13 protein-coding genes and 1 pseudogene are annotated in these 12,222 nt (G+C 32.4%); 2 read left to right on the forward strand and 12 right to left on the reverse strand.

Features of this window, described 5'->3' with window-relative positions:
* Positions 1–45 precede the first annotated feature (45 nt).
* The 8 genes from I6U48_RS26330 to I6U48_RS26360 all read right to left on the reverse strand — a co-directional run bounded on the left by I6U48_RS26330 (position 46) and on the right by I6U48_RS26360 (position 5,605).
* Complete coding sequence (locus I6U48_RS26330) at positions 46–1,527, reverse strand: FAD-dependent oxidoreductase (protein ID WP_218323489.1); 1,482 nt, start codon at positions 1,525–1,527, stop codon at positions 46–48.
* A gap of 48 nt (positions 1,528–1,575) precedes the next feature.
* Positions 1,576–2,394 (reverse strand): DAPG hydrolase family protein, encoded by an 819-nt coding sequence (locus tag I6U48_RS26335; protein ID WP_218323490.1) that lies wholly within the window; start codon positions 2,392–2,394, stop codon positions 1,576–1,578.
* A 162-nt stretch (positions 2,395–2,556) separates the two neighbouring features.
* The gene (locus I6U48_RS29935) at positions 2,557–2,718 is read right to left on the reverse strand and encodes a hypothetical protein (RefSeq protein ID WP_246615567.1); all 162 of its coding nucleotides are present in this window, start codon (positions 2,716–2,718) and stop codon (positions 2,557–2,559) included.
* Positions 2,657–2,887, reverse strand: coding sequence for a prenylated flavin chaperone LpdD (lpdD, locus tag I6U48_RS30595; RefSeq protein WP_376774606.1), 231 nt, complete (start codon positions 2,885–2,887; stop codon positions 2,657–2,659). The genes I6U48_RS29935 and lpdD overlap by 62 nt, the downstream gene beginning before the upstream one ends.
* Before the next feature lie 100 nt (positions 2,888–2,987).
* Positions 2,988–3,173 (reverse strand): hypothetical protein, encoded by a 186-nt coding sequence (locus tag I6U48_RS26345; RefSeq protein WP_218323491.1) that lies wholly within the window; start codon positions 3,171–3,173, stop codon positions 2,988–2,990.
* Positions 3,174–3,290: 117 nt separating this feature from the next.
* Positions 3,291–4,508 carry an MFS transporter gene (locus tag I6U48_RS26350; protein ID WP_218323492.1) on the reverse strand — a complete coding sequence of 406 codons (1,218 nt, stop codon included), beginning with the start codon at positions 4,506–4,508 and terminating at the stop codon, positions 3,291–3,293.
* A gap of 118 nt (positions 4,509–4,626) precedes the next feature.
* A complete protein-coding gene (locus I6U48_RS26355; protein ID WP_218323493.1) occupies positions 4,627–5,412 on the reverse strand; it encodes a DAPG hydrolase family protein in 786 nt (261 codons plus the stop codon).
* 46 nt (positions 5,413–5,458) lie between these two features.
* Positions 5,459–5,605, reverse strand: a complete 147-nt coding sequence (locus I6U48_RS26360; protein ID WP_218323494.1) for a hypothetical protein — start codon at positions 5,603–5,605, stop codon at positions 5,459–5,461.
* Positions 5,606–5,720: 115 nt separating this feature from the next.
* Here I6U48_RS26360 and I6U48_RS26365 point away from each other — a divergent pair, with 115 nt between their 5' ends.
* The gene (locus I6U48_RS26365; protein WP_218323495.1) at positions 5,721–6,623 is read left to right on the forward strand and encodes a LysR family transcriptional regulator; all 903 of its coding nucleotides are present in this window, start codon (positions 5,721–5,723) and stop codon (positions 6,621–6,623) included.
* Between the two features lie 72 nt (positions 6,624–6,695).
* On the opposite strand, the gene I6U48_RS26370 is transcribed toward I6U48_RS26365, so the two are convergent.
* Positions 6,696–6,836, reverse strand: coding sequence for a TetR-like C-terminal domain-containing protein (locus tag I6U48_RS26370; RefSeq protein WP_218323496.1), 141 nt, complete (start codon positions 6,834–6,836; stop codon positions 6,696–6,698).
* A 44-nt stretch (positions 6,837–6,880) separates the two neighbouring features.
* Positions 6,881–7,585: pseudogene (asrB, locus tag I6U48_RS26375) on the reverse strand (anaerobic sulfite reductase subunit AsrB); the annotation flags it as partial.
* A gap of 301 nt (positions 7,586–7,886) precedes the next feature.
* On the opposite strand from asrB, the gene I6U48_RS26380 reads away from it, so the two are divergent.
* The gene (locus tag I6U48_RS26380) at positions 7,887–8,270 is read left to right on the forward strand and encodes a type 2 periplasmic-binding domain-containing protein (RefSeq protein WP_218323498.1); all 384 of its coding nucleotides are present in this window, start codon (positions 7,887–7,889) and stop codon (positions 8,268–8,270) included.
* Between the two features lie 257 nt (positions 8,271–8,527).
* Here I6U48_RS26380 and I6U48_RS26385 read toward each other — a convergent pair whose 3' ends face one another.
* Positions 8,528–8,728, reverse strand: a complete 201-nt coding sequence (locus tag I6U48_RS26385) for a hypothetical protein (RefSeq protein WP_218323499.1) — start codon at positions 8,726–8,728, stop codon at positions 8,528–8,530.
* A gap of 430 nt (positions 8,729–9,158) precedes the next feature.
* Complete coding sequence (locus tag I6U48_RS26390) at positions 9,159–12,215, reverse strand: efflux RND transporter permease subunit (RefSeq protein ID WP_218323500.1); 3,057 nt, start codon at positions 12,213–12,215, stop codon at positions 9,159–9,161.
* Between the last annotated feature and the right edge of the window lie 7 nt (positions 12,216–12,222).

The following is a 12,222-nucleotide window of genomic DNA, read 5'->3' on the forward strand; positions in this document are numbered from 1 at the left end:
TTGCTTCGCATAATTTTTATAGTACAGCCCCTTTATGTTCACTAACTAAAACTCATTTAATTCTGCTGCTGCATTTTCACCTGCAATACGACCGCTGTTTAAACAGAATCCCATTGTATTTCCTGATAAAATAAATGGATAACTATCTCCAAAAATGTTGCAAGCATCTGTACCAACAGCATATAAACCATGAATCACCTTATAATCTCCTGTCATAACCTCTGTCTTATGATTGATAAGGATCCCACCTATTGAACCATATGCACCAACGTTTTGACGACAGCAGTAGAAAGGTCCTTTTTCAATTGGCTGCATATATCTTCTGTCTTTTTCAAACAATTCATCATATCCTTGATCACACATATCGTTGTATTCTTCTACTTGAGCTACTAAGCCTTCTACATCAATGCCCATCTTTTCTGCTAATTCCTCAATAGTATCAGCTTGTGCTATTGGCTCATATCCTGCTTCAATATCTCTTTCCCATTGTTCATCAAAATGATCATATAAATCATGTGGATGTACATGAGATGGGATATCTCCACCTTTTTTCTTATATTTCTTAAGTAATTTACTATCAAAAATAGAATACGCTACACTACCAGGTTGTACAGTAATTGCATTTCCAGTGAAGGTTGTATTAGCAATTTGATCTTCTGGCATAAATCTTTGACCTAATTTATTCACCCATAAACATGGTTGACGGAATGCTCCATCAAGTATGAAGTGATTCATATTATCCGGTAACTGGTACATTAACTCCATATTACATGCTGTATGACCTGCACCTGCTTCCCATGCCATTCTAATTCCATCACCCTTCATGCCTGGAATTGCAAAATTAAAAATTGTTTTTCCAAATTCATAACCTGTCTCTTCTTTAATCATTTGAGGATTATCTCCGAATCCACCAGTTGCTAAAATAACTGCTTTAGCTCTTGCTTCTATTTCCTCTCCTGCCTTGTTTTTTGCTAAGACGCCAACAGCCTGTCCATTCTCCATTATGATTTTATTTGCAGGTGTTTCAAAAATTATTTCTACACCTAATTCTACTGCTTTCTCTGTCATTTTCTTTATCATTGAAGTAGCAGCACGAGGACCTGGAAGTCCGCCACCTTCAGGTTTTACAGGATGCCATGTAAATTCTCCATCTGAATAAGCTCTTGTATTTTCTGGTGCACTAAAGGCTCTTTGAGGTGGATAAAATTCAACTCCCATGTCCACAAGCCAGTCAATAGTATCTCCTGACTTAAAATAATAGTCTCTTACCATACGAGCATCTACCCTATAGTGTGTAAAGTACATATGCTTTCTGAAGGCTTCTCCTGGAGTAAGTGAAACCATATGAGCCTTTTGAATTGATGAACCTACTCCAAGTGGGCCCATTCCCATGTTGGCAGCACCTCCTGTCGTATTTGCTTTTTCAAAAACTGTTACTTTCACACCATTTTCAGCCGCTGCTATGGCCGCTGCTAATCCTGAAAGACCTCCCGCCACTACAATTACATCTGTTTCTATCTTTTTCATTTTAATACCTCCAAAATTTTATATTTTATTGATATTCCTAATTCTAAATTAAAATATTTTGCCTTCCGTTTCTCTATATAAATCCGGTAATATTGCTGCTAAATTGCTGTATTCCTCAACGTTATGGAAAGCCAGTCCCATAGGTGCTTGTATTGGAATCTGTATTCCCTCTGGAAGTAACTTGCAAGGTTTTCCATCAATCATATGATAACCCATCCAGAATCTTGAACGGGATTCCACACCGCCTGGCACTTCTCTAAATAAATGAAGCATTATAGCCGGTGCTTTAGGTCCACCTGAACGAGCCTCAGATACCCCATTTCCTCCAACTACAGCAAATTTTCCTGTATTAAGCTTATCTCTATCAATTCCTAATGCTTCAGGAGTTAAAAATGATATTTGAATATCTTCTGGTCCGTTACCAGCATCTTCTATAACATAGTGAATACGTCCTTGAAATTTTTCAACCATTGATGTAGCTGGATTTAATATTTTTGCTCTATCTTCATCACTTACTGATATTCCATAGTGACCTTTTCTAAACCAAAGCATATAACGTAAATCTTCAAGGCCATGCCATGCAAACCACCAGTTAATCATGTCCAAAGTTACTCCTGGAAACTTGTTATTAACTGCAACATAGCCTGCTCCATTTGGAAGAACACAATATCCTGTTTCAACTTCATCATATCCATCTTTAAGCAATTCATTAATATTCTCTGGCATTAAAGCCTTTGCTGGGTCCATTGCTCCTTGTTTAAGAATCTCCATCAACTGGGAATTAGGTGCTGCTATTGGATTATGAAAATATTTTGCGTAAGCTTTTTGTTCTTCTTCTACAGTTAGCTCTTTTCTTAAATCTCTCATCTATTTCTCTCCTTTTCGAAAACGATTTACTATTTGTATATATTTTATCAATGTTTTCATCTACTGAAAAATACTCATTTAGAATTACTGTTATGCTTTTAGGTTATAAGTGCAAAAAAGACTTATGTATAATGTACTTAAAAATAGAAATAGCATACCTAATTATTTTCTTGCTATATAAAAAACCCTGAGTGAAAATTTTCTCCACTCAGGGTTTATAGTGAGGACATTAATTATTACATTATCTGCTCCTTTTAAAGCCTCAAGCAATTTCACTGCATAAATAGTTACGGTTGCACCAGTTACTCCAACTACAATTTCCATCTTCTCTACCTCTAGCTAAAACATTTTGTTTACCACATAACTCTACAATCATTTCTTTACATAAATCCATAACAGCCCATATCTCTTTTCTCTCTATATTATCTAAATGTATACCACAGTAAATAACAAAATTACCAAAATACTCGTCCCTTAACATTTTTGCTGCCATCTCTGTAACAAAATTCTTAATTAATTCTCCCTCAATGTTTTGTATCTAGAAATATCATACTGTGTCTTCCAACTATACAGTCAATGTCATATATAGTAATTTACTTTATCTTCTTCACTGGAATTTGTATCTGACAAAAATTAGCCTTAGTATCATATTCATAAAAAGTCGTATCTAGCGCACAAACATCCACTATATTTCCTGCAATTTTGTAATTATTATCCTTAATCCATTCTATAAGATTATTAAGAGCTTCAGTATCATAGGGCATTCCATGTTTGTACATGCATACATAATTACCTGCAGGTAAGGTAATAACATTTTCTATGTTATTAATTTAAAAGATGATGCTCTATACAATGATATATATCCACAGTGCGGCATCATCTTTTTGATAATAAAATTACCTAACTCTTTTATTAACCATCATAAAAATAGCCCCAAGTATAGTTATAGGAACTAGAGTAAAGAAAGCTGTACTCCAATTACTGGCCTGGACTATAGCACCAAAGCCAGCAGCTCCAAGTGCCATACCTACATTTTGTCCAGTGCTTAACAAGCCCATTGCTATTCCAGCCATTTTCTGATCGTCTAATACCTCAGTTACAGCTGCAAAAATAGGAGGCAGTACCATACCAGGAACTATACCTAGCCCAATAGCACTAAAAATTATTTTATCTGTTGGAACTAACGGAATAGTACCAAACAATATTGCAGTTATAACCATTAATATAATACTAAACCAACGCCTTGATCCTATCTTATCAGATAATATTCCTCCAACTATTCCAAAAGGAATTCCTAGGAGAGTAACAACACTAACCATGCTAGATGCTTTAGTCATACTCATACCACGTATTAAGTTTAAATAGGTTGGTAAAAAGAATACCAAACTCATTAAACCAGTTAGAAATAAACATAAAGTTATTGCAAGAAACCATACGCTCTTGTTTTTTAACGCAGAATGATCTGACTTACTATTTTCAGCAGCTTGATCACTATCATTTACATTTTCATGATTGCTTGCAGGTGGATTTTTTATAAATAGAAACCATATAACTAAGAATACGATTGCATATATAGTTGCAAACCACCATACACCTTTCCAACCATAACTTCCTGCTATTCGTGGAGCTACAATTAACATAATAGATTGTCCAACAACCGAAAACGTTGTGAATAAGCCCATTGCGGCGCCCCTTTTTTCTGATGAAAAGCTCATTCCTATTATTACAGGACCAACAATGCTTAATAAAGCCATTCCTACGCCTTCGATAATACGTGTTATTAGAAGGGGTGTAAAAGAAGATGTATACGTTCCCACTAAAGATCCGAAAATTAATGCTGATAATCCAATTAAACCGGATTTACGAGGTCCAAATTTGTGTATAACAAATCCGCCTGGAATTGCTAAAAAAATACCTACCATAGAAAAAACTGAAATTAATAATCCAGCTTGCGCTTCTCTGATATCCAAAGCCTTCATCAAAACTGGCATGATAGGCGAGACTTTGCTCATACATATAGGTGCAGATGCTGCTGCTAATGTTAGTATTGAAACCATTAAACCAGAAGAAATATTTTTTGATTTTGAAGTGTTAATTTCCAAATTGCAATTCATTGTAATTACCTCCTTAGTATGCATCTAATTTGTTAGACTTATTTTAATATATATTAAGCTTAAAATTGAGGGTGATATCAATACATACCACCACTTTTATTACCAACCGTTCTTTTCTTCATATCTTTACAGATCCATTTTCTACTAAATACTCCAATATACCATTCTCTTTTTTTCTAACCTTCAAATTACATTGAACGTTTTGAGATGGGTCCGGATGGTCTTTCCATAAGTCATATAGTTTTGGAAGAAATATTGGCCACATAGCAGCTTCATATTCTGCATGAATTGCCCTGTCCTCATCTGTTGGAAAAGCTTCTGGCGATTCCTTGACAAAGGCTGGTGGTTCACTTAGTCTTGTATTTACCATTGCTGAAGTTACATGGATGCATCCACCATCAACATCTTCCCACATGTGAATAGTAGCATCCACAAGTTCATTCTTGTCATTAAAAATACCTTCCACAATTACATGTTCCATTGAAGTTGTAAAAGGAAACCAACTAAGTTCTAGTCTATTAATTTGTATTCCGTTTCCTCCAAATACTGGTTTGCCTGGCACCATTGCTTCGCTTATCATATGAGCTGAATTCAAAAAACCGTATTCTGATGGAGATTTTACCCAACTAAATCTCTTATGAGCACCTGGGGCCCATAGATAGTAACACTTCTCCATGTTTGCCCAGAACCAATCCAACATAGCTGAGGTAACCTTTGGAATGAAGTGCTGACATTCTTTTGTAGCGATAAAGCCTTTTTCTTTAAATTCTTCTTTTAATTCTAAAGAAGAAATTGGTGCTTTAGGTCTTGCAAGAGGATTAAAATCAATGGTTTGAACATAAATATTATCTTGAAATGGCATATAGGTTTGTCCACCATTAGGGATGTAATTTGTTTTTTGCATAGTCATAATTCTCCTTTGTTATGATTTTTTATTTTAAATATAAAATTTATGCAACTTTTTTTATGTCTTGTTCCACATTATTTATACTTTTTTTAATCAGTATAGATGTTACTCCTGCACTTAATACAACTACTATTTCAATTTGTGATAAGGCTTTTCCTGAACATATTCCATAAGATTTATCACATTCCATGTTCATCCTTCTTTCTTTTTATCACTTAATGTTATTATAGTTCTTAATTATATAAATTTAAAATATGTATTTTTTCTGTTATAATAAGTTTATCTTATTACAAGGAGTTTTTAAAATGACATTAGTGCAATTAGAATATTTTATTGAAGTAGCAGAACAATTAAACTTTACTCAGGCAGCCAAAAAATTTTATGTTTCACAAACAGCTGTAACTCAACAGATTAAAAGTCTTGAAAAATCCTTAAAGATTCAATTGCTAAATCGTACAAAACATCATGTTGCACTAACACCTGCTGGTAGAGTCTTTTATAATGAAGCAAAAGCAATTATAGAACGTGCAAAAACCGCTGTGGAAAAAACCAGTAATGCATCAGCTGGCTCTTCAGGTTCAATTCATATTGGATATATAAAAGGATATGAAAAAACTTCCTTTTCTAATTTAATTTTTCATTTTCATGAAAAATACCCCAATATCACTATATCTTTTCATAGAGATAATGCAGAAAATCTTATTGAAGGAGCGCTAAAGGGAATTTATGATATTGTATTTTCTCTTGATTTCAAGAGTTTTCATAAATTAAAGGATTTAAAATCATTTTCAATTAAATCTTATCCTCTTATGGCAGTTTTATATTCTTCCCACCCCTTTGCTCATAGAAGTTCTATTAAACGATATGAATTAAAAAACGAAACCTTTCTAGTTATGAAGTCACAGCTGAACACCAATTCAGAAAATGATAATCAGATTCTTGGCGAATATTATGAAAATGGCTTTATTCCTAAAGTTTTTCAGGCATCTACAGACTTTGAAACTTTATTTTTAATGGTCTCCGCAGGAATGGGAATTTGTATACTTCCCGAATACATAACCAGGAATGCAGATATAACAAAAAATACTGTTATTGTCCCCTTAGAAGGAGAGAATGAAAAAATTAATATCAATGTATTTTGTAACAAAGCTAGTAGTAATAATTGTTTAAAGATTTTTGCTGAGTTCATTGAAAATTTCTATGCATAGTAAATTCTAGAAAGTTTAAGCTTTCTTTTGTATAAAGATAAATGTCGGCCTTAGATGCCTATAAATATAGTGCTATAGTTCTTTAACATCATAACCTAAAGGATTTATTATTTTTAATACAAGTTCTGCCAGTTCTGTAGGGGTTTCAGTGAAATTATTTTCTAACCAATGAATTTTTACTTGAACTAAACCACCTAATAGAAAATGTTTCATACCCTGCAAATTATAAGTCCAAGTTATATGTTTTCAAGTTGTCTTTAATCAAGCAAATCCTTAGCTTTTGTATAGTTGAAAACTGGCCCCTCTAGACAAACATAAGTCTCATTTATTTTACAGTGTCCACACTTACCAACTGCACAAGACATTTTTCTTTCAAAAGAAACCCATATTTTAGATTCTTCCACACCATTTGCAAGACACTCCTTGGCTGCAAAATGCATCACAATTGGAGGTCCAACGATTACTACATTATAGTCTTCAAAGGTATTAAGTGGAATCTTCTTAATATGTTCCTTAACCATTCCAGTCTCAAATCCATCTGCTTTATTATTGTCTAAGATATAAATTGTATTGAACTTAGTTTTAAATTTTTCAAGTTCATCATGAAACAGAACACAGTTAACGTCTTTAAAACCTGAAATTAAGCTGACAGATTTAATTTCTTCTGAGTGGTCGTAAAAATAGTTCAAAAGAGTTTTTACTGGAGCCATACCGGTACCACCAGAAATCACTAATAAATCTTTATTCTTAAATTTATCAACTGGGAAGGAATTACTATAAGGACCTCTCATAAACAGCGTGTCTCCAGCTTTTAAACAGAAAATCCCCTGAGAAAGTCTACCTACTTTTCGAATGGTGAACTCAACCCATCCGTCTCCTTTACCACTTACAGATATTGGAGCCTCACCTACCTTAGGGATTGATAACATGAAGAATTGTCCATGCTTAGTTTCATCATCACATTCTACCTTAAAAACTTAATATTTTATATAATTTTAAATTTTATACCAAATACTTTTTTCTTATAATACAATGCCTTTTAGTAATAGTTGCAAAATCACGGTGATAAATTATTATAAGTTTAAATATCAAAATTTAAAAACTATAGTTAACTCTCTTGCATTCACCGCTTTAAATTTGATATTATCATGCAATATAGATTATATTATCTATCAGATTACTATTGCTGAAGTTTTTATGTATTAATTTATTTCAATAACTTTTGATAATTATAATTTAAATGCTATGTAGGGGGTTATGAGTTTGAATATTAATCAAATTAAATACTTTATTACTTTAGTAAAATGTCTAAACTTTAACAAAGCTGTGGCTAACGCGAAAAATATTGATATGGGACTTACAGGCTACCTTAATATAGGCATCTTAGACGGTATGAGACCTACTAATTCATTAATCAAGATAATTAATCAACTTAATCTTTTTTATCAAAATTTACAAATAAATATAATGAACTACAACTTTAACCAGTTAATGGAAATGTTATATGATGGAAGACTTGATTTTGCTCTCACACTCTATTTTGATATTGAGCGAAGAACCAACTTAATGTATCGTATTATTGAAAAATCTTTTGACCATATTGTCGTACCAACGGGTCATAGATATAGATGTTCCCCCTATCAGTGATCCAAGCTGTTTCCTTGTGTGGCGCCAAGATAACTCTAATCCTAATCTACAAACCTTTAATAATATTTTTATGTTACATAAAAACTAGTAAACCAGCAGCCTAATTGGCTGCAAAATTTTTTAACATTTTTGTATTTTTGATCTTTTAACCATATATTTTTCTTGTGTAATTTTTTTACATAAGATACTAATTTTATTTTCCAGCCAATAAAAATATTTATTATTCTTAAAAAATTATGCCTCATATCACTTTAGTTCTAAAAAAGATTTATTCTATATTCTCCTCTTTTAAACCCTTCCAGCCACACTTCTAGACAACCTTGTATTTCATCTCTTAGTATATCTTCATGAGCTTCAACAGAAATAGCATTTGAATAAATAATGTGGTTGTCACTCTTTCTTAAACACTTGTATATTTTCTCATATTGATATTTTTTAAGTTTAGGAATGCCCTTCATATCCTTTATCACCTCCAAATAATTTAAATGATTTATTCTAGAATAACTAGCATTTGCTTTTTATATTTAGTATTGCAATTTTAGTAATTTTTTATTTTTTATGATTTTATTATAATACGTCGATAATATTTTGCAAAATTTAGAATTTTACTTTTTGCGAAAATTTTCAGAGCGTCTACCAAACTAACTAATCTAGTCTTATTAGGTTTGATAATAGAATATTTGGTAACACAAAAGAAGCCCTATCTATCATATATAAGATAGTAAGGCTTTACTTAAGCTTCAATTAATCTTTATTTATAAAAAAGTGACTTCTTTAAGAATTATAAAAGATTATCATTTTGACTTATTATTATCCTTTTTTTATTCACTTCAATTCCTCAATTAGCTTCACCATCAATAACAACATCAAATGATTTTAAGTCTTTAGTTAAGAGCTTATAGAATTCCTTCTTGCTAATCTTTGCTCTAGCTTTGTATTAACTAAAGAATATACTACTGGAACAACCACAAAAGTTAGAAAAGTAGCTGTTAGAAGTCCAAACATTATAGTTACAGACATTGGGCCAAATAGAGCACTCTTAGAAAATGCAAGAGGTATAAGTCCAGTAATAGTTGCTGTAGAACTTAATATTATTGGTCTAAACCTTTGACTTACAGCATGCAGACAAGCATCATCTATGGAAAGTCCCTCTTTTCTTCCTTCAATTATATACTCCATAAGCAGTATGGCGTTTCTTATTACTACTCCAATCAAACTTATTATTCCCATTACAGCTGTCAGTGAGAGCGGCATCTTAAATATCATAAGTCCTATTACAACCCCCATCAATGATAGTGGGAGTGAACACATTATTATAAGTGGCTGTACAAAGGACTTAAATTGTACAAATAGAATCACATAGATTATCAGTACAGTAAATACTCCTGCTAGAGCTAGACTGGTAAAGTTCTTCTCTATCTGATGTTTTTCTCCATCATAAAGTACATTTACACCATTTAGATCCATCTTATTTATTTTTTCAGTTAGTGCATTTTCTATATCTACTGAGTTGTATCCTGTTTTCACATCGCTGTATACTGTTATTGTCTTATCTTTTTTATAATGTTTTATTTGATCTAGTTCCGAGCTAAGAGTAATAGATGCTACCTGTGACAGCAATACCTTAGTATTAGTTACACTAGATTTAATCTGTAGATTTTTTAAATCTTCTGCAGAAGAAATATTTGTTTTAACTAAAATATCATATTCACTTCCATTTTTTCTATATACAGAACTACTATAACCCTTTAAAGCTATGTTTATCTGCTTTAGAATATCAGACTTTAACAATCCAAGCTGTGAAGCTTTGGCATCATCTATATTTACTTCATATTCAAAAGTCTTCTTAGCAGCATCATCTCTCACATTTAGAGTACCTGGTATAGCTTTTAACTCTTGCTGTATTTTCTCTGAAGATGAATAAATTTTATCTAAGTCATCTCCTGTAAGTCTTAAGCGAATAGGCGCACCTATTGGTTGGGCTTGTTCTAAAAGTTTTACTGTAGTTGTACCTCCCGAAATTTTACTATCCAATAATCCTTGTATATACTCAACAAATTCCTGTCTAGTTTGAAATTTCTTAGTTTTATCTATATCCACTCTTACCATAATTTGAGCTGTATCCTTTGATGCTGCAACTGCAGGCACGGTAATATAAAATTTAGGCATACCTCCGCCTATTGCTGAGGTGTATCCTGTAACTTCTTTCTGATCCTTTAATACATCCTCTACCTGTTTTATCAAATTAGATGTGCTGTTTATATCTTCCATCTTTTCATTAGCAACATCAATATAAATTATATTCTTATCTGCATAAGGAAAAAACTGCATTCCCAATGTCTTCATTATACCTACAGATAGTAAAAATACACCTATAGCCGCTATAACAACCTTCTTCTTATGATTAAGCCCATAGGTTAAAAGCTTACGAAACATCTTACGAACTTTGCTTTCTTTGTTTGTATTTTTACTCTTTCTAAAAGCTAAGGAAGACATTGCTGGAGTTACAAGTAACGCTGAAAGATAGGAACAGGTTACACATATCATTACTACTTGAGGTAAAGTTCTTAAAAATTCCCCGACTGCTCCAGGTATTGTGAGTAACGGTGAGAAAGCACCTACAATAATCAATGTAGAAGTAAACACAGGTACAAATAACTTTTTTATACCTCTAAAAGCTGCCTCATCACCAGATATTCCTTCATCTATTCCTACCTGAATAACATCTCCTATTACAATTGCATCATCCACCAATATTCCAAGTGCTATAATGAGTGCGGTAGTGGACATCTGTTGTACTTTAATTCCCAGTACATACATTACCAAAAAAGACATTGATATGGATATGGGAATAACAGCAGACACTACTATAGAATTTCTAAAACCCATTCCTATAAAAACTGTTATGATTACAAGAATTATACCTTCTCTAAGATTTTCCATAAAAAAGGACACTGAATCACTTACATCCTTCGGTTGAAATGTAACCTCATCTATAGTTAAATCCTTTGGCAGCTGTTTCTTTATTGTATCTAACTTTTTTCTTACATCATCACCAATTAAAACTATGTTTTTGTTGTCTTGAAAGTATCCTGCCAATAATACTGAGCTAGTTCCATTGTCAGTGAATTTCAAACTAGAATCATCATCATAATCCATATATACCTTTGCTATATCTTTAATTCTTACAGTTTCACCGGTAGTACTTGATACTCCTACAATAGTATTTTGTATATCCTGAAGAGAAGTAAAAGTACCTGGCGTTTTAACCTTTATTTTTCCTGTACTTAAGTTTAAAGAGCCAGAAGGAATGTCTATATTTTGTGCTTTTAGCACATTACATACATCTTCAATAGAAACAGAATATTTATTTATTTTATTCCAGTCTACTTCTACTTTTACTTGTTTATCCTGCTTTCCTTTTACATCAAACCTAGAAATGCCACTAACACTACTTAATTCTTTCTTAATGTCATCTGCATAGTTCCCAAGCTGTTCATAGGAATAGTTCTTACCAGACACACTTAAAATCATCCCTGCTGTTTCTGTAAGATTTGTATCTATTGTACTGTCTTCGCAGCCAGCTGGAAGATCAGCTTTCAAATCTTTTATTTTATCCCTTAAATCTCTCCATGCCTTATCTTTATCTGCATCATTATTCAAATAAAAAATAACTACAGAAGCACTATTTTTTGAAAAGGATTCTACATAATCATAACCATCTATTTCCTCAACCTTATCCTCAATTTTTTTTGTAACCAGTTTTTCTATATCACTTGGTGAAGCTCCAGGATATATTGTAGTAATCATGGCTGCTGGAGATGAAACATCCGGACTTTCCTGTTTAGGAATAATATGATAGCAATAAAAACCGCTTATAATAGCTATGACTACTAAAAAAAGCACTATTTTTTTATTCTTTATGGCAGCTTTAATTAATTCCATAATAAAT

It is taken from the genome of Clostridium thailandense (genome assembly GCF_019207025.1).
In the GTDB taxonomy this organism is placed as follows: Bacteria; Bacillota; Clostridia; order Clostridiales; family Clostridiaceae; genus Clostridium_AM; species Clostridium_AM thailandense.